Here is a 26,684-nt window from a genome sequence, read left to right as displayed (position 1 = left end):
TGGCGCCATCCCCGGTGACCCGGCTACACGTCCATGCTCTTGACGCCTGCACGCCAACGTCAAGGAGCATTCCATGCAGTTACGGAATATGAAGATCGGCACCCGCGCTACCAGCGTATTTGCCCTTTTGGGGGCACTGGTCCTGGCCATGGGCCTTATTACACTCTATGAAACCCGGCAGATGGACACTGCCACGGACGAAATCCGTGTCACCTGGATGCCCGCCGTGGTCGCCCTCGGCGACATCAGCACCGACCTCGGCCGCGCCCGCGCCATCACCCTGCGCGCAGCGCTAGATGACAACCCCGCCGAACGCGCCCGCAACATCGACCTGGCCAATGGCATCAACGAGCGGCTCAAAGGTAGCCTCAAAGATTACGAGGACACCATCATCGCCGCCGATGACCGCGCCCTGTTCAACGCCTTCAATTCAGCCCACCAGCAATACCTCGACCTGCAGAACCGCGTGCTGCAGGCCATCGCCGCCGGCCGCATGGATGAGGCCAAGCAACAGATCAGTGGCCCTCTCACCCAGTACGCCGACACCATGATGAAAGCCATGACCGCGTTGATCGCCTACAACGGCAAAGGCGCCGAGGACGCTTCGCAGCGCAGCAGCGATGTGGCCGACGAAGCCTTGACCGCGATCATCGCTTCGCTGGTGATCATCATGCTCGCCCTGGCCGCCATCGCCACCCTGCTCACCCGCAGCATCGTGGTGCCCCTGGCCGATGCCGTGGCCGTGGCCGAGCGCGTCGCCACCGGTGACCTGACCCAAGACATCCGCGTACTTGGCCATGACGAGCCAGCCCTGCTGCTGCGCGCCCTGAGCCGCATGCAAGGCAACCTGCGCGACACCATCCGCAAGATCGCCGCCTCCTCCGACCAACTGGCCTCGGCCTCGGAAGAGCTGCACACCGTCACCGAAGACACCAGCCGCGGCCTGCACCAGCAGAGCGCAGAAATCGACCAGGCTGCGACTGCCGTCAACCAGATGACCGCCGCCGTGGAAGAAGTGGCAAACAACGCCGTGAGCACGGCCGACGCCTCCAAAGGTGCCGACCAGACCACCCGCGATGGCCGTGACCAGGTCAACCAGGCGTTGGCCTCCATTCAGCATCTGGTCAATGACGTGACCGGCACCTCCAGCGAGATCGAACAGCTGGCCAGCAACGCCAACGAGATCAGCCGGGTGCTGGATGTGATCGGCGCGATTGCCGGGCAGACCAACCTGCTGGCGCTCAACGCGGCGATCGAAGCCGCTCGTGCGGGTGAGGCGGGCCGCGGCTTTGCCGTGGTGGCCGATGAGGTGCGTGCCCTCGCCCACCGTACCCAGCAGTCGACGGCAGAGATCGAGCAGATGATCGCCGGGATCCAGAACGGCACCGAACGGGCAGTGTCGGCGATGCACAGCAGCCGGGGCCGGGCCAACGGCACGCTGGAAGTGGCGCAAGGTGCAGGAGAGGCGCTTGAGGTAATTGCCGAGGCGATCGCTTCGATCAACCAGCGCAATCTGGTGATCGCCAGCGCCTCTGAGGAACAGGCGCAGGTGGCGCGGGAAGTGGATCGCAACCTGGTGAACATTCGCGACCTGGCGATGCAGACATCGGCGGGGGCGAATCAGACCAGTGCGGCGGCGCAGGACCTTTCGCGCCTGGCGGTAGATTTGAACGGCATGGTTGCGCAGTTCAAGGTCTGATCTGAAATAGCCGGGGCTGCTTTGCAGCCCTTTCGCGACACGAGGCCTCTCCTACAGGTGTTTGCGTTTCCCTGTAGGAGCGGCCTCGTGTCGCGAAAGGGCCGCAAAGCGGCCCCTGTTATAGCAACACCAATCTATCAGTCGTTGACACTTACAACGCGCCCTGCCTTCTCGGCGGCCTTGCCGCGAGTCGCCAGGCAGTAGTAAAGCGGCACCGTCACAATCAGACCGAACAGCCAAGAAAGGTCAGCCCCTTCGACAATGTTCGAATACGGCCCCACATACAGCGATGTGTTGGCAAACGGCAGCTGCACCAGGATCCCGCAGGCATAGGCAATGATCGCGTGGTGGTTGAAGCGGCCATAGATGCCGCCGTCAGCTCGGAAGATCGAAGCAATGTCGTACTGGCCCTTCTTGATCAGGTAGAAGTCGATCAGGTTGATCGATGCCCACGGCACCAGCACCAGCAGCAGCGCCAGGATCAGGCCGATGAACTGGCCGATGAAGCCCGCCGAGGCGTTCAACGCCACCATCGAGCAGCCCACCAGAATCACCGATGCCAGGATTACCCGCAGCTTGATGCTCGGTGTCCACTGGGCAATGAAGGTCTGGATCGCGGTGACGATCGACAGCACCGCGCCATACAGGTTGAGGGCGTTGTGACTGATGATGTTGAGCAGGAACAGCACCATCAGGATCGGGCCCAGCCAGCCCGTGGCCTGCTTGACCGCATCCATCGCATCGGTGCCTTCCGGCACGCACAGCACCGCGATCGTACCGAAGCTGAAGCACAGGATGGTGCCAAGGGTAGCGCCGAAGTAGGTCGCCCAGAACGGCTTGGCGATGCCCACTTCACGCGGCAGGTAGCGCGAGTAGTCGGAGGTGTACGGCGAGAAGCTGATCTGCCAGATGATGCCCAGCGACACCGTGGCGATGAAGCCCGAAAGGTTGAACGCGCCACGGCTGAAGAAGTCGGCCGGCAGCTCTTGGACGAACATCATGATGAAACCGGCCAGCAGTGCCGAACCCATCACCCAGGTGCCGATACGGTTGAGGATATGGATGAAGCGGTAGCCGATCACGCCGATGGCCGTCGCACTCAGCGCACCGATGACGATCGCGCCCGGCATCGGCACGCTCGGGGCGATGCCATGGATGGTCTTGCCTGCCAGGACAATGTTGGAGATGAAAAAGCCGACATAGATCAGCGCAGTGAAGAACACGATCAGCAGCGCGCCGTAACGGCCGAACTGGCCACGGCTCTGGACCATCTGCGGAATGCCCAGCTGCGGTCCCTGCGCAGAGGCCAGGGCGATGAACACGCCCCCGATGAGATGACCCAGCACGATTGCGACAAGCCCCCACAGCAGGTTCAGGTGGAACACCTGGACCACCATGGCGCCAGTGACGATTGGCAGTGGCGCGATGTTGGTACTGAACCAGAGGGTGAACAGGTCGCGCGCCTTCCCGTGGCGCTCGGCAGGTGGAACGTAATCGACCGTGTGATTCTCGACAAACTGGTGTTGCGATGACGGTTGGGACATAGGATTCAGCTCGAAAGGTCATTTTTATCTTTGTAAGGAAACCGCATCTAGGCGGCCTCTCAGCTGCGGACCATATTATGGTATTCCAAACTTTTGACAACACTGATCCGTAGTAAAAAACGCCCGCTGATCTGCTTGCCGAACCCCTGCGACAAACCGCCCCACCACTCAAAGCCACGGTTCACGTGGCCTTGAGCCGTTCATCGCGCAATAGCCGGGCTTGAAAATTCCGCTTGCAAAATAGGTATTACGGTATACCATCAGACACATCAACGATAAAAACCGCGGACCACCGCAGCCGTTTAGAGGTACACCAGATGATCGACGCAACCCTCTACAAGAACGTCATGGGCTCCTTCCCGTCCGGCGTTACCGTCATCACCACCCTGGACGACGACGGCTCGGTCGTCGGCCTGACCGCCAGCGCCTTCTCCTCCCTGTCGATGGACCCGCCGCTGGTGCTGTTCTGCCCCAACTACACCTCCGACTCCTACCCGGTGCTGATCAAGCAGAAGCGCTTTGCCATTCACCTGCTCTCCGGTGAACAGCAGGCCGAAGCCTACGCGTTCGCCAAGAAAGGCAAGGACAAGGCCAGCGGCATCGAGTGGAGCCTGAGTGAGCTGGGCAACCCGATCCTGGCCGGCGCCACCGCCGTCATCGAGTGCGAACTGTGGCGCGAATATGAAGGTGGCGACCACGCCATCATGGTCGGCAAGGTACACAACCTGATCGTCCCCGAGGAAGCCCCCCGGCCGATGGTCTACTGCCGCGGCAAGATGGCCAGCCTGCCGGCCTTTGCCTGAAGCCTATTCTGAATCGAGACACCTGGCGCCAACCCTGCCTGGCGACAGACACTTTCAAGCGTTGAGGAATGCCCCATGAAATTTTCGTTGTTCGTGCACATGGAACGTTGGGATGAACAGGTCAGCCACCGCCAGCTGTTCGAAGACCTGACCGAACTGACCCTGATGGCCGAGCACGGCGGTTTCAGCACCGTGTGGATCGGCGAGCACCACGCCATGGAATACACCATCTCGCCAAGCCCGATGCCGCTGCTGGCCTACCTGGCCGCGCGCACCGAAAAGATCCGCCTGGGCGCCGGCACCATCATCGCGCCGTTCTGGAACCCGATCCGCGTCGCCGGCGAATGCGCCCTGCTCGACGTGATCAGCAACGGCCGCATGGAAGTGGGCCTGGCCCGTGGCGCCTACCAGTTCGAGTTCGACCGCATGGCAGGTGGCATGCCGGCCACCGACGGCGGCAAGGCCCTGCGCGAAATGGTCCCGGTGGTGCGCAAGCTGTGGGAAGGCGACTACGCCCATGACGGCGAAGTCTATAAGTTCCCCACCTCCACCAGTGTGCCAAAGCCGTTCAACGCCACCCCGCCGATGTGGATCGCCGCCCGCGACCCGGACTCGCACAACTTCGCCGTGGCCAACGGCTGCAACGTCATGGTCACCCCGCTGATGAAAGGCGACGAGGAAGTGCTGGACCTGAAGAACAAGTTCCAGGCCGCCCTGGACAACAACCCGGACGTGCCGCGCCCGCAACTGATGGTGCTGCGCCACACCCACGTGCATAGCCCGTCGGAGCCGGAAGGCTGGAAAATCGGCGCACAGGCCATCTCGCGCTTCTACCGCACCTTCGATGCCTGGTTCGGCAACAAGACCATCCCGGTCAACGGCTTCCTCGAGCCGAGCCCTGAGTCCAAGTTCGCCGAAGTACCGGCGTTCCAGCTGGAGAACATCCGCAAGAACACCATGATCGGCACGCCGGAAGAGATCATCGCCCGCATCAAGTACTACCAGGAGCTCGGTGTCGACGAGTTCAGCTTCTGGTGCGACAACAGCCTGCCCCACGCCGAGAAGAAGAAGTCGCTCGAGCTGTTCATCAAGGAAGTGGTGCCAGCGTTCGCCTGAATTCCCATTGCCTGAGACATTGCGGGACGCGCCCGCTCCCGTGGGCCCTTGCGGCCCGCGTGAGCGGGCTTTTTTTTGCGAGTGTACGCCTTTAGGTCTGTAGGGGTTTCGATATCGCGCGCCGCCCGCGCGGCGCGTCGCGGATGAATCCGCTCCTACATCTGTTGCAACGTGGCCATGCCTGTGAGGCCATGGCTGTCAGCCTTGTTTGTAGGGCTCAAGTCATGCGCCGGGGCTGGCAACCATGGCGTAACAGGTTTGGGACGTTGCAACAAAATGTAGGAGCGGATTCATCCGCGAGCGGCGCTCGGTCTCACAGGCGCCACAAACCCCAAGGCACGCCACCACCTTTCGTCCCCGCGGCAATAGAAATTTCCAGACACCTCTTGCACAACAAATATTATGGTATACCATCAGACAACAAGAGCTGATAACCCTCACCAGGAGCCACCCATGAGTTTCGAAATCCGCAAGATCGTCACCTACTCCGAAGAGACCCGCATCGAAGGCGGCAAGGCCACCGACAAGCCGGTGACCATGGTCGGCCTGGCCGTGGTGATCAAGAACCCATGGGCCGGTCGCGGTTTCGTTGAAGATCTGAAGCCGGAAATCCGCGCCAACTGCTCGGAGCTCGGTGCCCTGATGGTCGAGCGCCTGACCGCTGCCATCGGCGGTGCCGACAAGATCGAAGCCTACGGCAAGGCCGCTGTGGTCGGCGCCGATGGCGAGATCGAGCACGCCTCGGCGGTGATCCACACCTTGCGCTTCGGCAACCACTACCGCGAAGCGGTACAGGCCAAGAGCTACCTGAGCTTCACCAACAAGCGCGGCGGCCCAGGCACCTCGATCCAGATCCCGATGATGCAGAAGGACGACGAAGGCCTGCGTTCGCACTACATCACCCTGGAAATGCAGATCGAAGACGCCCCGCGCGCCGATGAAATCGTCGTGGTCCTGGGCGCAGCCGACGGTGGCCGCCTGCACCCGCGCATCGGCAACCGCTACATCGACCTGGAAGAACTGGCTGCCGAAAAAGCCAACGCTCAATAACAACAACCAAGACGGGCCGGGGCGCGGCGAGCTTACCCGCCGCGCCCGACCTTCAAGGAGCGCCCTCCATGATTCAGCCTGTCGCTGAACGTACACCTGCCGGCACCAGCTACCTGTCCGTCGGCCAGGGCCAACCCGTGGTGCTGATCCACGGCGTAGGCCTGAACAAGGAAATGTGGGGCGGTCAGATCGTTGGCCTGGCCAACGACTACCGCGTCATCGCCTACGACATGCTCGGCCACGGCCAGAGCGCACTGCCCGCCGCCGACACCGGCCTGGAAGGCTACGCCGCCCAGCTCGCCGAACTGCTCGACCACCTGCAGCTTCAACAAGCCATCGTGATCGGCTTTTCCATGGGTGGCCTGGTCGCCCGCGCCTTTGCCCTCAACTACCCGCAGCGCCTGGCTGCCCTGGTAGTGCTCAACAGCGTGTTCAACCGCACCCCCGAGCAGAGTGCCGGCGTCATCGCCCGCGCCGCCCAGGCTGCGCAGCTCGGCCCCGACGCCAACGTCGACGCCGCGCTCGACCGCTGGTTCAGCCGTGAATACAAGGCTGCCAACCCGGCGCAGGTCGCCGCCATTCGCCAAGTGCTGGCCAACAACGACCCGCAGGGTTACCACACCACTTACTCGCTGTTCGCCACCCAGGACATGTACCGCGCAGGCGACCTGGGCAGCATCCAGGTGCCGACGCTGATCGCCACCGGCGAACTCGACTCGGGCTCCACCCCGGCCATGACCCGCCAGCTCGCTGCCAGCATCCCTGGTGCGCAAAGCGTGGTCCTGGCCGAGCAACGGCATATGATGCCTGTGGAAGCACCGCGTGAAGTCAACAAGATGCTCCTGGACTTCCTCGCCCAAGCCCGCACCCTCACCGAATCCGCCAAGGGGATTGTTGCATGACCCTCGTTCGTTTCCAGATGTGCATCGACGGCCAATGGCTCGATGCCCAGAGCGGCAAGACCTTCGACAGCCTCAACCCGGCCACAGCCCAAGCCTGGGCGCAACTGCCCGACGCCGATGAAGCCGATGTCGAGCTGGCCGTACAGGCCGCCCAGCGTGCCTTCGACAGCAAGGCGTGGCGCAGCATCACCGCCACCGCGCGTGGCAAGCTGCTGCGTCGCCTGGGTGACCTGATCGCCGAGAACAAGGAACACCTGGCCCAGCTGGAAAGCCGTGACAACGGCAAGCTGATCCGCGAAACCCGCGGCCAGGTCGGTTACCTGCCGGAGTTCTTCCACTACACCGCAGGCCTGGCCGACAAGCTCGAAGGCGGCACCCTGCCGCTGGACAAGCCGGACCTGTTCGCCTACACCGTGCACGAACCCATCGGCGTGGTGGCCGGGATCATCCCGTGGAACAGCCCGCTGTACCTGACCGCGATCAAGCTGGCCCCGGCGCTGGCCGCCGGCAACACCATCGTGCTCAAACCGTCCGAGCACGCCTCGGCGACCATCCTCGAGCTGGCCCGCCTGGCCCTGGAAGCCGGCTTCCCGGCCGGTGTGGTCAACGTGGTCACCGGCTACGGCCCAAGCACCGGCGCGGCGCTGACCCGCCACCCGCTGGTACGCAAGATCGCCTTCACCGGCGGCGCCGCCACTGCTCGCCACGTGGTGCGCAGCAGTGCCGAGAACTTCGCCAAGCTGTCGCTGGAGCTGGGCGGCAAGTCGCCGAACATCATCTTCGCCGACGCCGACCTGGACAGCGCCATCAACGGCGCCGTGGCCGGCATCTATGCCGCCTCCGGACAGAGCTGCGTGGCCGGCTCGCGCCTGCTGGTGCAGGACGAGATCTTCGACGAGTTCGTCGAGCGCCTGATTGCCCGCGCCAAGCGCATTCGCATCGGCAACCCGCAGGACGATGCCAGCGAAATGGGCCCGATGGCCACCGCCCAGCAACTGGCCGTGGTCGAAGGCCTGGTGGCTGCGGCCAAGGCCGAAGGCGCCAAGCTGCACATGGGCGGCAAGCGTGCCGAAGTCGAAGGTGAAGGCTGGTTCTACGAGCCGACCCTGTTCGAGTGCGACAGCAACTCGATGACCATCATGCAGGAAGAGGTGTTCGGCCCGGTCGCCGCCGTGATCCGCTTCAAGACCGAGGAAGAGGCCCTGGCCATCGCCAACGACTCGCAGTTCGGCCTTGCCGCCGGCATCTGGACCCGTGACCTGGGCCGCGCCCACCGCCTGGCCCGCGACGTGCGTTCGGGGATCATCTGGGTCAACACCTACCGCGCCGTGTCGGCCATGGCGCCGATCGGCGGCTTCAAGAACAGCGGCTACGGCCGCGAGAGCGGCATCGATTCGGTGCTGGCCTATACCGAGCTGAAGACCGTGTGGATCAACCTGTCCACCGCGCCGATGCCCGACCCGTTTGTGATGCGCTAAGAGGTAGCACGAGATGATCGAACCAGGCATCTACAAAGACGTGATGGGCTCGTTCCCGTCCGGCGTCACCGTGGTCACCACCCTGGACGCCGACGGCGGCATCGTCGGCATCACCGCCAGCGCGTTCAGCGCGCTGTCGATCGACCCGGCGCTGGTGCTGTTCTGCCCCAACTACGCTTCGGACACCTACCCGATCCTGCGGGACAGCAAGCAGTTCGCGATCCACCTGCTGTCTGCCGACCAGACCGCCGAGGCCTATGCCTTTGCCGGCAAGGGCAAGGACAAGGCCAAAGGGGTCGAGTGGCAACTGAGCGCGCTGGGCAACCCGCTGCTGACCAAGGCCACGGCGATCATCGAGTGCGAACTGTGGCGCGAATACGACGGCGGTGACCACGCGATCATTGTCGGCGCGGTGAAGAACCTGGTGCTGCCGGCCGAGCCGGTAACACCAATGGTCTACCACAAGGGCAAGTTGGGCGCCCTGCCGCCCCTGGGCTGACCTTTAAGGTTTTGGGCCTTTCGCGACACAAGGCCGCTCCTACAGGAGATTGCGGTCCTTTGTAGGAGCGGCCTTGTGTCGCGAAAGGGCTGCAAAGCAGCCCCAAGATATCAGCCCCTCTTTTCAGGGGCCGCGCCCACCCTCTCACCCTCGGTTGCGGCCCCTTTTTTCATTCGGAGTACTGCGCATGAGCAACGAAAAGTACGACAAAGGCCTGCAGATCCGCACCCAGGTGCTGGGCGAGGAATACGTCAACCGCTCGATCCAGAATGCCGACGAGTTCACCAAGCCGCTGCAAGAGCTGGTCACCGAGTATTGCTGGGGCCACGTCTGGGGCCGCGAAGGCCTCTCGCTGAAAGAGCGCAGCATGATAAACTTGGCCATGATTTCCGCGCTCAACCGGCCCCACGAGCTCAAGCTGCATATTCGCGGCGCATTGCGTAATGGCCTGAGCCGTGAACAGATTCGCGAGATCCTGCTCCAGGTCGGCATTTATTGCGGCGTGCCCGCGGCGGTGGACAGTTTCCGCCTGGCCCGTGAAGCGTTCGCTGAAGCCGATGCGGAGTCAACCCGTTAACAGCGGGCTGTCCGAACCCACGCAAGGAGCACCGATGGTTCGTGGTGCTATTGCGGTTGCGGCCGGGCAGCCTCATTCAGAGCGCACTTGATGAAACGCCAGCCCCTCGACGACAGCTTCAAGGTCAACCGCAACCCCGTTACCCTGCGCGAAATCGTGCTCGACAAGCTGCGCGGCGCGATCATGAACTTCCACCTGCTGCCGGGTGACCGCCTGGTCGAGCGCGACCTCTGCGACCGCCTCGGCGTCAGCCGTACCTCGGTGCGTGAGGCCCTGCGCCACCTGGAATCCGAAGGCCTGGTGGAATTCGCCGACGCCAAGGGGCCGCGCGTGGCCATCATCACACTGGAAGACGCCCGCGATATCTACGAGCTGCGTTGCGTGCTCGAAGGCCTGATCGTGCAGTTGTTCACTCTCAACGCGAAGGCCAAGGACATCCGTGCACTGGAGCGCGCCCTCGAGGTCAACCGCGAAGCCCTGGAAGAAGGCGAGCTGCAGCAGGTGCTGGACTCGGTGCAAGGCTTCTACGACGTGCTCCTGGAAGGCTCCGGCAACCAGGTCGCAGCGCAGCAGCTGCGCCAGTTGCAGGCACGCATCAGCTACCTGCGCGCCACCTCGGTATCGCAAGAAAACCGCCGCGGTGCCAGCAACCGTGAGATGGAAAAGATCGTCGAGGCGATCAAGGGCGGCGACCCGCTTGTGGCTCACCAGGCCTCGGTCGACCACGTACGCGCCGCCGCCAAGGTAGCCTTGGACTACCTGCGCCAGAAACAGGACGACAACACCAAGGTGCGCGACATGGTCGAACCCTTGGCCCTGAAGGACCCACGTATATAAGACCCTTATAGGCCGCTGACATGCCCAACGCCCCGCGCTACTGCCCGCATTGCACCACGGAACTGGCCCGGGGCGTTCCCACAGGCGACACCCACGAGCGCCTGCACTGCACCGGCTGCGGTTACATTCATTACATCAACCCAAAGATCATCGCCGGCTGCATCATCGAGCGCGATGGCAAGTACCTGTTGTGCCAGCGCGCCATCCCCCCGCGCCCCGGCACCTGGACCTTGCCGGCAGGGTTCATGGAAGCCGGCGAGACCACCGAGCAGGCGGCGCTGCGCGAGGTGTGGGAAGAAAGCGGCGTGCGCGCCGACATCGTCTCGCCCTACTCGATCTTCAGCGTGCCGAAAATCAGCGAGGTGTACATCATCTTCCGCGCCATCGCCACCGAAGAGACCGGGCAGTACGGGCCGGAAACGCTGGCGTACAAATTCTTCGCGCCGCACGAGATACCCTGGGATGAAATCTATTACCCGGCGATCCGGCAGATTCTCGAGCGCTACATCCTCGAGCGCCAGGCCGGGGTGTATGGCATCTATATGGGTAACGACGACACAGGCAAGGTGCACTTCATGCGCTGACCTGCACTGGCCCCGACGTGCCCGCGAAAAGGCCAGCGCAAGCGAGCATAAAACCCTCGCCAACCGTCTATTCTCGGTGCACCCTAAAGGCCTTATGCAAGAGGACCGGCAGCGTACATGGCAAAATGGCTAGACGGCGGCGGGCAGATGGCCGAGCGCATCCGCAACCATGACTGGGCAGCTACCCCCCTGGGCCCGCTTGATCAATGGCCCGACGCCCTGAAAACCACGGTGGCCCTGTGCCTGGCCTCGCGCTTCCCGCAGGCCATACTCTGGGGCCCGGCCCTGCTCACCCTGTACAACGACGCGTTCATCCCGATCCTTGGGCAAAAGCCCTTGGCCCTGGGCAAACCCTTCAGCGAAGTGTGGCAGGAAGCCTGGGCCGACATCGGCATGATGGCCGACCGCGCCATGGCCGGCGAGGCCGTGTACATCGAAGACTTCCCGCTGACAATCAACCGCAACGGTGGCCCCGAGCGTGCCTACTTCACCTTCTGCTACAGCCCCATTCGCGGCCATGATGGCGAGGTATTGGGCATGCTCGACACGGTCACCGAAACCACCTCAAGCGTGGTCACCAACCAGCGCCTGAACTTTCTCGACAACCTCGGCCGCGCCGTGACCGAAGCCACCGATCCGGACCAGATCCTGGCCATCACCACGGGCATGCTGGTCGAGCATCTTGGCCTGTCGAGCTGCGCCTATGCGGTGATGGCGCCTGACCAGGACGGCTTCACCATCTGCGGCGATGCGGTGGCGCCCGGCTCTCCCCGCCTGGTCGGCCAGTATCACCTGCATGACTTCGGCCGGCTGGCGGTCAGCCGGCTACGCAGCGGCCTGCCCCTGGTAATCAATGACAACCTGCGCGAACTGGCCGCTGACGAGGCGGCGACATTTCAGGCCATAGGCATCACTGCCACCATCTGCATGCCGCTGATCAAAGGCGGCAGGCTGACCGCGCTGATGGCCATCCACGATCGTGTGCCACGGGTGTGGACTGACTATGAACAAGCGCTGATCAGCGAAGTGACCGAACGTTGCTGGGCGCATATCCAGCGGGTTCAGGCCAATGCCGAAGTGCGCGAGGCGATGGCGGCGCTGGAGGCACTCAACGCCACCCTGGAACACCGGGTCGAAGAGCGCACCACCCAGCTGCTGCATACCGAAGCTGTGCTGCGCCAGACCCAGAAGCTCGAAGCCATCGGCCAGTTGACCGGCGGTGTGGCCCACGACTTCAACAACCTGCTGACCATCATCCGCTCGTCGCTGCACTTCCTGCAGCGCCCCAACCTCGATGGCGAGCGGCGCGAGCGCTACCTCAAGACCATGGCCGACTCGGTCGACCGTGGCGCCAAGCTCACCGGCCAACTGCTCGCCTTCGCCCGGCGCCAGGCCCTCAGCCCGCAGGTGTTCGAAGCCGGGCCACGGCTGGAGGCAATGGCCGACATGTTCGATACCGCCACGGGGGCGCGGGTCCAGGTGAAGCTGCAACTGCCCCAAGCACCTTGCCATATCCGCGCCGACCTCAGCCAACTGGAAACAGCAGTGATCAACCTGATGCTCAACGGCCGCGATGCCATGGCCGGTGAAGGTACGCTGCGGCTACGCTTGCTGGCCGACCAGCACATGCCCGAGCAGCCCGGGGTGTTTGCCGCAATCTCGGTGACCGACAGCGGTGTCGGCATCGCCCCCGAGCTGCTGGAACGCATCTTCGACCCGTTCTTCACCACCAAGGCGCCTGGCGAGGGTACCGGGCTGGGCCTGTCCCAGGTGTTCGGTTTCGCCAAGCAGTCCGGGGGCGACGTCAAGGTCAGCAGCATACAGGGCCAGGGCACCAGCTTTACCCTGTACCTGCCGCAAGCGCCCGCGCCGGCCGCGCAGCTGCCGGGCGACGCAGATAGCGGCACGCAGGTCCAACCGGTGGGCGAGCGGCGGCGCATCCTGGTGGTTGAGGACAACCCCGATGTCGGCAACTTTACCGCGCAGATTCTCCATGACCATGGCTACCACATCAGCTGGGCCTGCTCGGCCGAAGAGGCACTGGCCCAGCTGAACGGGCCGAATGGCAATTTCGACGCGGTGTTTTCCGACGTGGTCATGCCAGGGATAGGGGGGCTGGCCCTGGCCAGGGAGTTGCGCAAGCAGCGCCCGCAGCTGCCGGTGATATTGACCTCGGGCTACAGCGAGGCGATCGCCGAGGGCGGGCACCAGGGTTTTGCCTTCCTGGCCAAGCCCTATTCTGCGGAGCAGGTGTGCCAGATGCTTGGCAAAGTGCTCGACGCTTGATTGCAGCTTTGCACCCCGGCGATCAGCGCGAGCGGGCTAACAACCTGGCCACACTTTGCGCCAGCTCCGCCTGCCGGTAAGGCTTGCGCAGCACCTCGAAGCCCTTGAGCTCCCGCGGCGTGAGGTTGGCGTAGCCGGTGATGATCAGCACCGGCAGATCCGCCTGCCGCTCGCGCAATTGCTGGGCAAGACGCACACCGGTCATCTCGGCCATGACATGGTCGGTGACCAGCACATCCGGCAGCCAGCCCTTGTCCAGCAGATGCAAGGCCGCCGCCGCATTGCCAGCCTCGGTTACGTCATAACCCAAGTCGCGCAGCTGGGCGGCGGTGGCATGGCGCACGATCTCCTCGTCATCCACCAGCAGTACCCGGCACGGCCGATCGGCCTGCGGCGCCTCGGGCAACTCAATGTCCCTGCAGGGTGCCGCCACATCACTGAGCGGCAACCAAAGGGTTGCCGTGGTGCCCTGCCCCGGCTGCGACTCGATGGCAAAGCTGCCGCCCGACTGCAACGCCAGGCCCTGGACCATCGGCAGACCCAGCCCGGTGCCCTTGCCCACGCCCTTGGTCGAATAGAACGGCTCGATGCAGCGGCGCAGTTGCTCTTCAGTCATGCCGCAGCCATTGTCACGGACCTGCAGCCAGATCTGGCGCGCCGCGCTCACACTGTCCGCCTTGGGCGGGCCGGCGCTGTCGAGCCCGGCAGTGATATTCAGCATGCCGCCGTCGGGCATGGCATCACGGGCATTGACCACCAGGTTGAGCACCGCCAGCTCCAGTTGGTGAGGGTCGGCCACCACTGCGGGCAGTGCCGGGTCTATCTGCACCTGCACCTCGATGGTCGGCCCCAGCGAGCGGGCCATCAGCTCGCGCATGTCGGCCACCAAGGCCGCCAGCGACAAGGGCTGCGGCTTGAGGGTCTGGCGCCGGGCGAAACTGAGCAGGCGCGCCACCAGGCTGCGCGCCCGTTCGGCCGCCTGCAGGCCGCCCTCGATCAGGCGCGGGGCGCGCTCCGATTGCGGGTTACGGCGCAGCAGCTCGAACGAGGCGATGATGGGCGTCAGCATGTTGTTGAGGTCGTGGGCGATGCCGCCGGTCAGTTGCCCGATCATCTCCAGCTTGTGCGCCTCGTGCAGCTGCAGCATGGCGGCCTCGCGCTCGGCAAGCGCCGCCGCGACGCGGTCCTCAAGGCTTTCGTTGAGCAGGTGCAAGGCCCGTTCGGCGCGGGCGTGGGAGATTGCGGCCCAGGTTTGCTTGGCGGTTTCCTCGATCAACTGGCATTCGCCCTCGAAACACTGGCGAGGGGTATGGAAATGCACGCCCAGCATCGCTTCGAGGCGCCCGGCACGCAGCACGGGAACGTGCAGCGTGGCACACAAGCCATCGAGCTGGGCCTCATAGGCCTGCTGCACCACCTTGCCCGCAGCCAGCTGCTCACGCAACGACGCTCCGACGCTGGCGTAGTCATGCTGACCGACCCTCGAAGGCAGGCCGTCGACCCACTCCTGGGCCACCCGAAAACCATTGCCATCGCCCTGATCTTCGCCGAAAAAGACACGAGAAGCGCCCAGTTCCTGGGCCAGGCGCTGCACTGCGTAGGCCTCGATGCGCTCCGCCTCGCCCAGCCCCGGCAAGGTTCGGCCCAGTTCCAGCAAGAACGCCTGGCGCTGCTGGAAGCGCACCCGTTCGGTGGTATCGGCCACCAGGCACAACACACCGCCGACGCTGCCGTCGGCTTCGTGCACGGCGGAATAGGACACATCGAAATAGACGGTTTCGCCCAGGCCTCGACGCTCTATATAGAAGGGGCGGTCCTTGGCCCAGAAGGTCTGGCCAGTCTCGCGCACGCCGCGCAGCAGCGGCTCGAGGTCGTCCCACAATTCACTCCAGTGCTCCTGCGCTGGCCGCCCGAGGGCCTGCGGGTGCTTGGTGCCGATTGTCGGGGCGTAGGCATCGTTGTACAGGGCCACATAGGCATCGCCCCAGAACAGCACGAACTGCGCCTGAGCTGGCAGCAGCGTGGCCATCACCGCCTGCAGGTGCGGCGACCAGGTGTGTGGCGCGCCCAGTGGCGAGCTGCTCCAGTCCATCGACTGCAGCAGGCTGCCAATACTGCCGCCATTGAACAGGAAGCTCGGCGGCGCGGTCACGGTGTCCTTGTGGTGTTGCTGAAGCGATCTCATGTCTGGGAAGTCCCGGGCACATTTCCATCCATCTCTGGATAGGAGATCGGCAATCAGCAGTTCGTTCCGCAGGATTTGGCCGAACGATCAGTGGCGCTGCGTTCAGTGCAGTTGGCCGACAATCAACCCCAGCGCCACCGCAACCATGGCCGTCCCCGACACCCGCCCTACCCATCGAGCTGCACCGGGCCGGCTGCTCAGCACGGCCTTGGCGCCGTAGCCGACCAGCGAGTAGATCACCAGCGAACTGCACAGGTGCACCAGCCCCAGCAGCAGGATCTGCAGGGGCACCGGCCAGCTCGACTGCGGGTCGGTGAACTGCGGCAGCAAGGCCAGGAACAACAGGAACACTTTCGGGTTCAGCCCGCTTACGCAAAGGCCCTTGAGCGCCCAACGCGGCCCCGAATCGCCCACGTTGGCCTGCCCCGCCTCCGGCGCCGCCGGGCTCAGCAGCAGGTTGCCACCCAACCACAGCAGGTAGGCGCAACCGGCCAGGGTCAGCAGGGTCATCGCCAGCGGGTGACCGGCCAGCAGGCTGCCCACCCCTGCCGCCACCACCAGGGTGGCAAGAAAATGCCCCGACAACATGCCTGCCACGGCAGGCATCACCCAACGCCCGCGCATGCCCGCAGAAATGGCATAGGCCCAGTCGGCACCGGGGGTGATCACGAACAGCAACGACACGGCCCAGAACGCCGTCAGCACACTGATTGCCACTTGAGTCTTCCTTACACACAGTTTGGGTGGTGAAGAAAGCCTACGGATTCCGCCGGGGGATTTTCTTTCGTATATTTCCCCTATTGCCATTCATGTTGGAAGATTCTTCTAGATGGACAGAACAGACCGAAAGATCCTTGCCGAGCTACAAAAAGACGGTCGCCTCTCGGTGACTGAGCTGGCCGACCGTGTAGGGCTGAGTCTGTCGCCCTGCCATCGGCGCCTGAAGGCGCTGGAGGAGTCCGGTGCCATCCTTGGCTACCACGCGCGCCTGGCGCCAAGCGCGCTGGGGCTGAACTTCGCTGCGCTGGTGTTCGTGACCCTGCGCGAGGTGACCCGCCAGCCCGTGGCGGATTTCGAGGCGGCGTTGGCGGCGATACCGCAGATCGTCGAGGCCCAGCGCTTGTTCGGCGACCCGGATTATCTGCTGCATGTGGTGGCCAAGGACTTGCCGGCATTTCAGAAGCTGTATGACGAGCAGCTGACCAGCATTCCCAATGTAAAGCGCCTGAGCTCGACCCTGGTGATGAAAGAAGTGATTCAGGACCGGTTGTTGCCGATGTAGCTGTATTGCCTGTACGGGCCCTTTCGCGGGTAAACCCGCTCCCACAGGTTCACCGCAGATATTGAAAATTGTGCTGTACCTGTGGGAGCGGGTTTACCCGCGAAAGGGCCAGCACAGCCAACAAATTTGCCTTGCCCTGTTAATGCACACTGTGCACCACCAAAGCTCACCCTCCGCCGCTCACACAACGCCTACCCCCTCTACCTCAAGCCCTCCAGCCAGCTGGCACCCTCCTTGCTACCGTCCACCGCTTAACCTTTTGTCAGCCTTAGGTTTTTTAAGGTTTATGGGCACATATTTACTAATTTCTCGTTATCCCCGCGCCCCGCATCATCGCTCCAACAAGAACGCGTCGCCCTTCGCCGGCACGCATCCGGGCAGCACCCGATGCCCCACCTTGCCTTGGAGTCAGTCATGACCAGTGCAGCCAATTCGGCCCCCCTCATAGAAAAACACACGATCGGCTATGTGCCGCCGGAAGACCGCCATGGAAAGGTAAGGGATCTGTTCACACTGTGGTTCGGCGGCAATATCGCGCCACTGCCCATCGTCACCGGCGCGCTGGGCGTGCAGCTGTTTCACCTGAACCTGGTGTGGGGCATCGTCGCCATCCTGGTCGGCCACCTGGTCGGTGGCGTGCTGATGGCACTGCACTCGGCCCAGGGCCCGCAGATGGGCATCCCGCAGATGATCCAGAGCCGCGCGCAGTTCGGCACCCTTGGCGCGTTGCTGGTGGTGGTGATTGCCGGCGTGATGTACATCGGCTTCTTCGCCTCCAATATCGTGCTGGCCGGCAAGTCGCTGCATGGCGTGGTCGAGGCCGTACCGGTATCGGTGGGCATCGTCATCGGTGCGCTGGGTTCGGGCATCATCGGCATCATCGGGTACCGTTTCATCCATGTGCTCAACCGCATTGGCACCTGGGTGCTGGGCATTGGTATCGTGGTCGGCTTCGGCTACATCTTCAGCCATGTGCAAAGTGACGACTTCCTGACCCGCGGCGGCTTCAACCTGGCCGGCTGGCTTGCCACCGTTTCACTGGCGGCGCTGTGGCAGATCGCCTTCGCCCCCTACGTGTCGGACTACTCGCGCTACCTGCCGGCTGATGTGAAAGTCAGCTCGACCTTCTGGACCACCTACCTGGGCGCGGCCCTGGGTTCGAGCCTGTCGTTCATCTTCGGCGCCGTGGCGGTGCTGGCGATCCCGGCTGGCGTCGACACCATGGACGCGGTCAAGCTCGCTACCGGCAGCCTGGGCCCGGTGATGCTGGTGCTGTTCCTGCTCAGCGTGATCAGCCACAACGCCCTCAACCTGTACGGTGCGGTGCTGTCGATCATCACCCTGGTGCAGACCTTCGCCTACCGCTGGATCCCCACCGCCAAGAGCCGTGCGGTGCTGTCGCTGATCGTGCTGGCAGCCTGCTGCGTGGTCGCGGTGTTCGCCTCGGCCGACTTCATCGGCCACTTCGTCGACATGGTGCTGGTGCTGCTGGTGGTGCTGGTTCCGTGGACGGCGATCAACCTGATCGACTTCTATGTGATTCACAAGGGCGACTACGACATCCAGTCGATCTTCAAGGTCGATGGCGGTATCTACGGCCGTTACAACCCGCAGGCACTGATTGCCTACGCGGTGGGCATTGTGGTGCAGATCCCGTTCATGAACACACCACTGTATGTCGGGCCGATTTCCGAGCACATCAACGGGGCCGACCTGTCGTGGCTGGTGGGCCTGGCCGTCACTTCGCCGCTGTACGGGTGGTTGGCTTCGCGTGACAGCGCCTACCGCCGCCGGCAGATGGGTGCCAAGTTGGCCATGGGGCACTGATTCAACCTGTACTGGCTTCTCGCGGATAAATCCGCTCCTACAGGGATGGACGATTCCTTGTAGGAGCGGTTTTATCCGCGAAAGGCCAGCACCGGCGAAACACGCTGTCAGAGGTTGTAAGCCCGCTCATTGTGCTCGGCCAGGTCCAGCCCCTGCTCTTCCTCTTCCCGGCTGGCCCGCAGCCCCACGGTCAGCTTGATGGCCCCGAGAATCGCCCAGCTCACCACAAAGCAGTAAACAAAGGTGAACGCCACGCCCTTGAGCTGCACCAAGGCCTGCCCGATCGGCGAGGCCCCTTCTACATAGCCGCCCAGCGACGGCGCAGCAAATACCCCAGTCAGCACCGCCCCGACCATCCCGCCAACCCCATGCAGCCCGAACACATCGAGGCTGTCGTCGTACCCCAGTGCCTGCTTGAGCCGGGTCACGGCGAAAAAGCAGATCGCGCCGGTCAGCAAGCCGATCACCACCGCACCCAATGGCCCGACAAAAGCGCAGGCCGGCGTGATGCCTACCAGCCCGGCCAATGCACCGGATGCTGCCCCCAGGGCCGTCGGCCGGCCATGCATGATCTTCTCGGTCAGCAACCAGCCGACAATCCCGGCACAGGCCGCGACCATGGTCGCCAGCATCACCACCCCTGCCCCTTCGTTGGCCGCAAGCCCGGAGCCGACGTTGAAGCCGAACCAACCGACCCACAGCAGCCCAGCGCCCACCAGGGTGAAGCCGAGGTTGTGCGGCGGCATGGCCGTCTGCGGATAGCCTTTGCGCTTGCCCAGCATCAACGCCGCTGCCAGCGCTGCCACACCGGAGTTGATATGCACTGCCGTGCCGCCGGCAAAGTCCAGCACACCCCAGTTGACCATCAGCGCCCCAGGCCCACCCCACACCATGTGGGCGATGGGCGCGTACACCAGGACGAACCAGGCCGCCATGAACAGCAGCGAGGCACTGAACTTCATGCGCTCGGCAAACCCACCGGCGATCAGGGCTGGCGTGATGATCGCGAAGGTCAGCTGGAACACCGCGAACACCCCTTCCGGGATGCTGCCCACCAGGCTGTCGTGGCCGATGTTCAGCATCAGCGCCTTGTCCAGGCCGCCGATGAAGCTGTTGAAGGTCAACTGCCCTTCGACCATGCCGCTGGTGTCGACCACCAGGCTGTAACCGAACAGCACCCAGAGGATGCCGATCACCCCGGCCACGGCGAACAGCTGGGTGAACACCGAGAGGAAGTTCTTCGCCCGCACCATGCCGCCATAGAACAGCGCCAGGCCCGGGATGCACATCATCAGCACGAACATCGCCGCGCAGATCATCCAGGCAGTGTTGCCGGTGTCCAGGGTGGGTTCGGCGGCGTGGGCCAACGGCGTCAATGCCAACAGCACAACAGCAAGGGCAAGCTTCATGGGGTCACTCCTTTGCGAATGGGGGCATCTGGGGCTGCTTCGCAGCCCTTTCGCGACGCAAGGCCGCTCCTACAAGAAATTGCGATCCCTTGTAGGAGCGGCCTTGCGTCGCGAAAGGGCCGCAAAGCGGCCCCGAAATATCGGATCAGTACTGGCCCTGACCAGGCACCCAGGCAGTGCCAGCCAGCGGCACCCGGGCCATGGCCGCCGCCTCGACGGTCAGTGCCACCAGGTCCTCGGGGTCGAGGTTGTGCAGGTGCGACTTGCCGCAGGCGCGGGCCATGGTCTGCGCCTCCAGCACCAGCACCCGCAGGTAGTTGGCCAGGCGGCGGCCGGCCTCTTCCGGGTTCAGGCGCTTGGCCAGTTCCGGGTCCTGGGTGGTGATGCCGGCCGGGTCGCGGCCGTTCTGCCAGTCGTCGTAGAAGCCTGCGGCCGAGCCGATCTTCTTCAGCTCGCTGTCCAGCCGCGGGTGGTTGTCGCCCAGGGCGATCAGCGCCGCCGTGCCGATGGCCACGGCATCGGCGCCCAGGGCCATGGCCTTGGCCACGTCGGCACCATTGCGGATGCCACCGGAGACGATCAGCTGCACCTTGCGGTGCATGCCCATCTCCTGCAGCGCCTGCACCGCCTGGGGAATGGCCGGCAGGATCGGAATGCCGACGTGTTCGATGAACACTTCCTGGGTGGCCGCAGTGCCGCCCTGCATGCCGTCGAGCACGATCACGTCGGCGCCGGCCTTCACTGCCAACTTGACGTCGTAGTACGGGCGGCTGGCACCGATCTTCACGTAGATCGGCTTCTCCCAGTCGGTGATCTCGCGGATCTCGGCAATCTTGATCGCCAGGTCGTCCGGGCCGGTCCAGTCCGGGTGGCGGCAGGCGCTGCGCTGGTCGACGCCGATCGGCAAGGTGCGCATGCCAGCCACCCGTTCGGTGACCTTCATGCCCAGCAGCATGCCGCCACCACCCGGCTTGGCACCTTGGCCCAGGACGATCTCGATGGCGTCGGCCTTGCGCAGGTCGTCCGGGTTCATGCCGTAGCGCGACGGCAGGTACTGGTAAACCAGGTGCTGCGACTGGCCGCGCTCTTCCGGGGTCATGCCACCGTCGCCGGTGGTGGTGCTGGTGCCGGCAATAGTCGCGCCACGGCCCAGGGCCTCCTTGGCATTGGCCGACAGCGCGCCAAAGCTCATGCCGGCGATGGTCACCGGGATCTTCAGGTGAATCGGCTTTTTGGCAAAGCGGTTGCCCAGCACCACGTCGGTGCCACATTTTTCGCGGTAGCCTTCCAGTGGGTAGCGCGACACGCTGGCGCCCAGCAGCAGCAGGTCATCAAAGTGCGGCACGCGGCGCTTGGTGCCGCCACCGCGAATGTCGTAGATGCCGGTTTCGGCGGCACGCTGGATTTCCTGGATGGTCAGGCGATCGAAGGTGGCCGACTCACGCAGTACCGGGGGGAATTGCTCGCTCATGGGAATGCTCCTGGATCAGTACGCGCTGGCGTTGTCGACTTTGAAGTTGTACAGCTGGCGGGCCGAGCCGTAACGTTTGAAATCGGCCGCCTTGTGTTGCAGGCCGGCCTTGTTCAGCAGCTCCTGCAGCTCTTGCAGGTGCTCGGCGCGCATTTCTTTTTCGATACAGTCCGAGCCCAGCGACTGCACCGAACCCCTGACATAAATGCGCACCTCGTACAGCGAATCGCCCAGCGCATCGCCGGCATCGCCACACACCACCAGGCGCCCGGCCTGGCCCATGAAGCAGCTCATGTGGCCGATGCTGCCGCCGACCACGATGTCCACGCCTTTCATCGAGATGCCGCAACGCGCGCCAGCATCGCCCTCGATCACCAGCAACCCACCATGGGCGGTGGCACCGGCTGCCTGGGAGGCGCTGCCCTTGACCCGTACCGAGCCAGACATCATGTTCTCGGCCACGCCCACGCCGACGTTGCCGTGCACGGTGACGCTGGCCTGCTGGTTCATGCCGGCGCAGTAGTAGCCGGCGTGGCCTTCAATATCCACCGACACCGCGGCATTGATGCCCACGGCCAGGTTGTGCTTGCCGTCGGGGTGGGTCACCCGCCATTCGCGATCCTGCACATCGCCGTGCAGGGACTGGTTGAGTACGCGCACCGAGGCGCTGGAAAGGTCGATCGTCTTCATGAATGTCTCCAGTGATTCGGTGGAAGGTCAGGCGCTTTCGCGCTCCCAGACGTACAGGGTGGCCGGCGCCGGTTCCCAGACCTTGGCCTTGTCGATACCCGGCAGGCTGGCCAGGGCCTGGTACTCGGAGGCCATGGCCACGTAGTCGTCGGTCTCGGCCAGCACGGCCGGCTTGCAGGCGATCGGGTCGCGGATCACGGCAAAGCCGTTGCGGGTGCCGATGGCGAAGGTGAAGAAGCCGTCCAGGTCTTGCAGCGCGCCATCCAGGGCCTGAGCCAGGCTGTCGCCCTGCTGCAGGCGCCAGGCCAGGTAGCCGGCGGCCACTTCGGTGTCGTTGTCGGTCTCGAAGCTGATGCCTTCGCGCTTGAGCTCCTGGCGCAGGCGGAAGTGGTTGGACAGCGAGCCGTTGTGCACCAGGCACAGGTCGGCGCCGGTGGAGAACGGGTGGCTGCCTTCCAGGGTCACGGCACTTTCGGTGGCCATGCGGGTATGGCCGATGATGTGGCTGCCTTTCATGCCAGCCAGGCCGAAGCGGCTGGAGATTTCCGCCGGCAGGCCCATGCCCTTGAGGATCTCGATGCTCTGCCCGGCACTCATGATGCGCACTTCGGGGGCCAGTTCACTCAGGGCCTGGCGGGCCGCTGCCTCGCCAGTGTGCACCTTGAGCACGGCGGCGCTGGCGTTCTGGAACCAGTCCAGCGAGCAACCCAAACGCCCTTCCAGCTGACCCATCAAGGCCGCCCAGGGGTAGTTGATGTCCGTCGCCTGCAGGGTCAGCTTGACCCAGCCATCAGCCACTTCGTCGCCGTAGATGGCAAAGCCTGCGCTGTCCGGGCCACGGTCGGTCATGGCTTCGAGCATGGGTTCGAAGAGTTTGCCGAGCTGGGCTTCCAGCGCTGGCTTCTTCAGGTACAGACCTACGATTCCACACATGGTGATACTCCTTCTAGGCAGTGGGTAGCCGCTGCATTTACCGCTACCCAGGGATAGGGTTGGCGGTCAGAAGAATTCGGTGTAGCGCTGGATTTCCCAGTCGGAGACGTGGCGGCAGTACTCCACCCACTCCATGCGCTTGAGCTTGATGAACTCGTCGACGATCTCGGCGCCGAGCACCTCACGGAACAGCGGGTCGGCCTCCAGGGCGTCGGCGGCTTCCTTGAGCGACTGCGGCAAGGTCTTGATGCCGCGTGCGGCGATCTCTTCCAGGCTCAGGTTGTAGAGGTTCTCGTTGCACATCTCGCCCGGGTCCAGCTGGCGGTCGATGCCGTCGAGGCCGGCGGCGATGATCGCAGCGGTGACCAGGTACGGGTTGCAGCCAGCGTCCGGCAGGCGGAACTCCAGCCGGCCGTAAGGGATGCGCACCATCGCCGAGCGGTTGTTGGCGCCGTAGGCGACGAAGGCCGGAGCCCAGGTGGCGCCGGACAGCGAGCGACCGACCACCAGGCGCTTGTACGAGTTGACCGTCGGCGCGGCGAAGGCACACAACGCCGGCCCATGGGCCAGCAGCCCGGCAGCGAAGTGGTAAGCCAGCTTCGACAGGCCCATGCCGCTGCTGTCGGACGGGTCGTGGAACAGGTTCTTGTTACTGCTGCTGGCCAGCGACAGGTGGAAGTGCATGCCATTGCCGGCGCGCTTGGGGTCGGGTTTGGGCATGAACGAGCAGATCATGCCCAGGTCGTTGGCGATCTCGCCGGCGGCCATGCGGAAGAAGGTGAAGCGGTCGGCCGACTCCATGGCGTCGCTGTAGGTGTAGTTGATCTCGAACTGGCCGTTGGCGTCTTCATGGTCGATCTGGTAGATGTCGAAGCCGACGGGCTGCAGCGCCTCGGTCAGGCGTTCGAGGAACAGCCGTGAGCGCGACAGGCCCTTGTAGTCGTAGCAGGGCTTGTCGAGGTTGTCGGAGGCGTCCACCAGTTGCAGCTTGCCGCTTTCGTCGCGGCGGAACAGGCTGAACTCGGGCTCAAGGCCGGTGTTCAGGGTCCAGCCTTTGTCGGCCAGGCGCTGTACCTGTTGCTGCAACACATGACGGCTGTCGTAGGGCCAGGGTTGGCCGTTGACGTGACCGACGCACACGACCCGGCCATAGCCCGGCTGCCAAGGCACCGGGATCAGCGTGGACAGGTCGCCACGGGCCATGAAATCGGGGCCATGAGGCTCCATGCCCATGCCGCAGATGGCGAACCCGGCAAAGCCGGCGCCCTCTTCAGCCACCATCTTTAGGCCCGAGACCGGCACCGACTTGGTCTTCGCCGAACCATGGATATCGACGAACTGCGCCAACACATACTTGATGCCGTACTGGTCGAGGGTGCGCTGGGTTTCTGCTGGCAACATGGGTTGATCACTCCTGGTGAGGGGCACTAATTCCGCATGGGAAACTTACTTTCCTCACAGGAATGCAATGTGCTTGCCAACTCTTTCCAGGACGCGGGTGTGTATTGCCTGTACGGGCCTCTTCGCGGCTAAAGCCGCTCCTGCACAGGGACCGCGCAAGCCCGCCAGGAGCGGCTTTAGCCGCGAAGGGGCCCGCACAGACAGCCCACATCCCATGCAGCTTTTTATGCCCTATTTATGGGAAACTTGGTTTCACCTGAGGAAAGAAGCAGCCACAACAACTGCGCCTCGCACTTTCCCAGTGCGAAAACTTTATTCTTGAACTGAAACCGTGCAGGACACTCGATGCCAACCGAAACCCAACCGCGCCTTCGCCTGGAGCAGTACCTGGGCCTGCAGATAAAGCGCCAGCGCCAGGCCCAGTCGCTCAAGCTCGCCGATGTTGCACGCATCGCCGGCATCAGCCAGGGCATGCTGAGCAAGATCGAGAATGCCCAGGTGTCCACCAGCCTCGATACCCTGAGCCGCCTGTGCGATGTGCTGGGCATGCCGATGGCCAAGCTGTTCAGCCAGTACGACCAGCCCGATGGCAATGCCTTGCTCGTCAAGGCCGGTGAAGGGCTGGAAGTGGTGCGCCGTGGCACCGAGAAGGGCCATACCTACCATCTGCTCAATCACGCCAGGGGGCCGAAAAAGAACTTCGAGGCATACATGGTGACCATGGACGACGCCAGCGAGGAGTTCCCGACCTTCGCCCACCCCGGCACCGAATTCCTGCATCTGCTGGAAGGTGAACTGGTCTACCGCCACGGCAACCAGCTGTACCGTATGCAGGCCGGCGACAGCCTGACCTTCGATGGCGAAACCCCGCACGGCCCGGAGCAACTGGTGCAGGTGCCGATTCGCCTGCTGTCGATCATGAACTATGGCGACGAGTAACGCGGCGCAGCAAGGCAACAACCGATGTCGCGATCAGACAAGCACGCGTCGCCCGCAATCGGCTTGCAAACCGTGTCTACAAAAATAATACATACATCGACCGGCCCCGCACCGTGGGCTGGCGGGTGTGGTATTCGCGAGTAAAACAGCCTCGCTTCACAACTCCAACGCTGTGGCGCCTTTTTGCACCGGGCAGTTCGCCCGGGCTCATAACGATAAAACGCCCCGTTTTAAAGACCCGCGACGCGCCGATCGGGAGTGTTTGCGCGCGCCACATTGTGACGATTTGACTGCCCTGATCGCGACTTCAATCCCCGTAGCCGGTGCTGCCACCGGCCTCCGTAACGCCCTGTGCGCTGCCCACCTCGCCGCTGCGCGCATTGACCTGACAGAACGCGACCGTCTGTAGGAGCGCGCCCACAAATAAAGCGTCGCTCAAGCGCCTTCAGGCAACAGGCTGCGGTCGAACATGAACACCCGCTCGCCCTGCGGCGTGTAGTGATACAACTGCTGCGGCCGGCCCAGCCTGGGCTGGTTCTTCTCCCCGGTATCCCTCACCCAACCCAGCTCGCGCAGGCGCTCCAGGCGCTTGCGCAGCGAGGTGTTGTTCACCGCCTGGCCCAGGCACGCCTGCACCGCCCCCAGTGCGTCGAGCACGGTGAACTTTTGCCCCAGCAGGTACAGCGGCAAGCTGCTGTACACCGTCTTTGCTGCCAACCGCTCGCGCGCACGCTCGACCAGCAGGTTATGGTCGAACGGCAGCAGCACCTTGCGGTCCATCACGCTGTCCAGGTCGAAAAACGCCAGCTGGTCACCCTCGACCTGCTGTTGCGGGTCAAGCAATGCCAGGTAATAGGTGCTCAGCGACCAGCCACGTGGGTCGCGGAAAGCATTGCCTTCGGTGCCCACCTGTTCGAGGTAGCGTGGCAGCACCAGGGCCTTTTCGCGCAGGGCGCGTTCGGCAGCGCCCTCCAGGCTGGTATCCGGGGTGCGGCCATTGACGATCACCCCGGGCAAGGCCCACTGGCCGGTATGGGGCTCACGCTCACGACGGTGCAACAACACTTGCAGATGCTGTGCATCAGGGGCCAGGCGCAAGGCGACGATATCGACGCTGGCCAAAACTTCGACTGTACTCACCGGGGACTCCTTGTTCATCAGCGCAATAATCC

The 26,684-nt window shown here is 63.9% G+C and carries 23 protein-coding genes; 14 read left to right on the top strand and 9 right to left on the bottom strand.

Annotation, left to right across the window (positions count from 1 at the left end; all coding sequences use genetic code 11):
- Positions 1-73 precede the first annotated feature (73 nt).
- Complete coding sequence (locus APH27_RS13035; protein ID WP_060485024.1) at positions 74-1,699, top strand: methyl-accepting chemotaxis protein; 1,626 nt, start codon at positions 74-76, stop codon at positions 1,697-1,699.
- A gap of 137 nt (positions 1,700-1,836) precedes the next feature.
- Here APH27_RS13035 and APH27_RS13030 read toward each other — a convergent pair whose 3' ends face one another.
- Entirely contained in the window at positions 1,837-3,243 is a 1,407-nt protein-coding gene (locus tag APH27_RS13030) for a cytosine permease (RefSeq protein WP_060485023.1), read from the bottom strand.
- Positions 3,244-3,560: 317 nt separating this feature from the next.
- Here APH27_RS13030 and APH27_RS13025 point away from each other — a divergent pair, with 317 nt between their 5' ends.
- From APH27_RS13025 to APH27_RS12980, 10 genes are all read left to right on the top strand, one after another.
- Positions 3,561-4,046 carry a flavin reductase family protein gene (locus tag APH27_RS13025; RefSeq protein WP_027918588.1) on the top strand — a complete coding sequence of 162 codons (486 nt, stop codon included), beginning with the start codon at positions 3,561-3,563 and terminating at the stop codon, positions 4,044-4,046.
- A gap of 75 nt (positions 4,047-4,121) precedes the next feature.
- On the top strand, positions 4,122-5,162 hold the full coding sequence (locus tag APH27_RS13020; protein WP_060485022.1) for an LLM class flavin-dependent oxidoreductase: 1,041 nt from the start codon (positions 4,122-4,124) through the stop codon (positions 5,160-5,162).
- A gap of 453 nt (positions 5,163-5,615) precedes the next feature.
- The gene (locus APH27_RS13015; protein WP_003256068.1) at positions 5,616-6,212 is read left to right on the top strand and encodes an amino acid synthesis family protein; all 597 of its coding nucleotides are present in this window, start codon (positions 5,616-5,618) and stop codon (positions 6,210-6,212) included.
- 68 nt (positions 6,213-6,280) lie between these two features.
- Positions 6,281-7,114 (top strand): alpha/beta fold hydrolase, encoded by an 834-nt coding sequence (locus APH27_RS13010; RefSeq protein ID WP_027918586.1) that lies wholly within the window; start codon positions 6,281-6,283, stop codon positions 7,112-7,114.
- Complete coding sequence (locus tag APH27_RS13005; RefSeq protein ID WP_027918585.1) at positions 7,111-8,592, top strand: aldehyde dehydrogenase; 1,482 nt, start codon at positions 7,111-7,113, stop codon at positions 8,590-8,592. Before APH27_RS13010 ends, APH27_RS13005 begins: the two co-directional genes overlap by 4 nt.
- A 13-nt stretch (positions 8,593-8,605) precedes the next feature.
- Entirely contained in the window at positions 8,606-9,091 is a 486-nt protein-coding gene (locus tag APH27_RS13000) for a flavin reductase family protein (protein WP_027918584.1), read from the top strand.
- A 187-nt stretch (positions 9,092-9,278) separates the two neighbouring features.
- On the top strand, positions 9,279-9,668 hold the full coding sequence (locus APH27_RS12995; RefSeq protein WP_027918583.1) for a carboxymuconolactone decarboxylase family protein: 390 nt from the start codon (positions 9,279-9,281) through the stop codon (positions 9,666-9,668).
- Positions 9,669-9,758: 90 nt separating this feature from the next.
- Entirely contained in the window at positions 9,759-10,505 is a 747-nt protein-coding gene (locus APH27_RS12990) for a GntR family transcriptional regulator (RefSeq protein WP_027918582.1), read from the top strand.
- Positions 10,506-10,525: 20 nt separating this feature from the next.
- Entirely contained in the window at positions 10,526-11,089 is a 564-nt protein-coding gene (locus APH27_RS12985; protein ID WP_027918581.1) for an NUDIX hydrolase, read from the top strand.
- A 117-nt stretch (positions 11,090-11,206) separates the two neighbouring features.
- On the top strand, positions 11,207-13,375 hold the full coding sequence (locus APH27_RS12980; protein WP_060485021.1) for an ATP-binding protein: 2,169 nt from the start codon (positions 11,207-11,209) through the stop codon (positions 13,373-13,375).
- 22 nt (positions 13,376-13,397) lie between these two features.
- On the opposite strand, the gene APH27_RS12975 is transcribed toward APH27_RS12980, so the two are convergent.
- Positions 13,398-15,560, bottom strand: a complete 2,163-nt coding sequence (locus APH27_RS12975; RefSeq protein ID WP_060485020.1) for an ATP-binding protein — start codon at positions 15,558-15,560, stop codon at positions 13,398-13,400.
- Positions 15,561-15,662: 102 nt separating this feature from the next.
- On the bottom strand, positions 15,663-16,277 hold the full coding sequence (locus APH27_RS12970) for a LysE family translocator (protein ID WP_027918578.1): 615 nt from the start codon (positions 16,275-16,277) through the stop codon (positions 15,663-15,665).
- A 112-nt stretch (positions 16,278-16,389) separates the two neighbouring features.
- Between APH27_RS12970 and APH27_RS12965 the strand changes: the two genes are divergently transcribed.
- Together APH27_RS12965 and APH27_RS12960 are read left to right on the top strand one after the other, a co-directional pair.
- Positions 16,390-16,842 (top strand): Lrp/AsnC family transcriptional regulator, encoded by a 453-nt coding sequence (locus APH27_RS12965; protein WP_027918577.1) that lies wholly within the window; start codon positions 16,390-16,392, stop codon positions 16,840-16,842.
- A 414-nt stretch (positions 16,843-17,256) separates the two neighbouring features.
- Complete coding sequence (locus tag APH27_RS12960; protein WP_060485019.1) at positions 17,257-18,669, top strand: cytosine permease; 1,413 nt, start codon at positions 17,257-17,259, stop codon at positions 18,667-18,669.
- Positions 18,670-18,776: 107 nt separating this feature from the next.
- On the opposite strand, the gene APH27_RS12955 is transcribed toward APH27_RS12960, so the two are convergent.
- From APH27_RS12955 to glnT, 5 genes are all read right to left on the bottom strand, one after another.
- Positions 18,777-20,078, bottom strand: coding sequence for an ammonium transporter (locus APH27_RS12955; protein WP_060485018.1), 1,302 nt, complete (start codon positions 20,076-20,078; stop codon positions 18,777-18,779).
- Positions 20,079-20,223: 145 nt separating this feature from the next.
- Entirely contained in the window at positions 20,224-21,549 is a 1,326-nt protein-coding gene (locus APH27_RS12950; protein WP_060485017.1) for an FMN-binding glutamate synthase family protein, read from the bottom strand.
- Between the two features lie 15 nt (positions 21,550-21,564).
- A complete protein-coding gene (locus APH27_RS12945) occupies positions 21,565-22,239 on the bottom strand; it encodes a protein glxC (protein ID WP_027918574.1) in 675 nt (224 codons plus the stop codon).
- A gap of 27 nt (positions 22,240-22,266) precedes the next feature.
- Complete coding sequence (locus tag APH27_RS12940; protein WP_027918573.1) at positions 22,267-23,172, bottom strand: glutamine amidotransferase family protein; 906 nt, start codon at positions 23,170-23,172, stop codon at positions 22,267-22,269.
- A gap of 66 nt (positions 23,173-23,238) precedes the next feature.
- Positions 23,239-24,573 carry a type III glutamate--ammonia ligase gene (gene glnT / locus APH27_RS12935; protein ID WP_027918572.1) on the bottom strand — a complete coding sequence of 445 codons (1,335 nt, stop codon included), beginning with the start codon at positions 24,571-24,573 and terminating at the stop codon, positions 23,239-23,241.
- 345 nt (positions 24,574-24,918) lie between these two features.
- Between glnT and APH27_RS12930 the strand changes: the two genes are divergently transcribed.
- Complete coding sequence (locus APH27_RS12930; protein WP_027918571.1) at positions 24,919-25,512, top strand: cupin domain-containing protein; 594 nt, start codon at positions 24,919-24,921, stop codon at positions 25,510-25,512.
- Between the two features lie 435 nt (positions 25,513-25,947).
- Here the strand turns inward: APH27_RS12930 and APH27_RS12925 are convergent, their stop codons facing one another.
- Positions 25,948-26,652, bottom strand: coding sequence for an NUDIX domain-containing protein (locus tag APH27_RS12925; protein WP_060485016.1), 705 nt, complete (start codon positions 26,650-26,652; stop codon positions 25,948-25,950).
- Positions 26,653-26,684: the final 32 nt, after the last annotated feature.

It is taken from the genome of Pseudomonas sp. NBRC 111123 (assembly GCF_001320205.1).
Lineage (GTDB): Bacteria > Pseudomonadota > Gammaproteobacteria > Pseudomonadales > Pseudomonadaceae > Aquipseudomonas > Aquipseudomonas putida_J.
The sequence above is the reverse complement of the archived record's forward strand: the minus strand, read 5'-3'. Positions and strand labels throughout refer to the sequence as shown.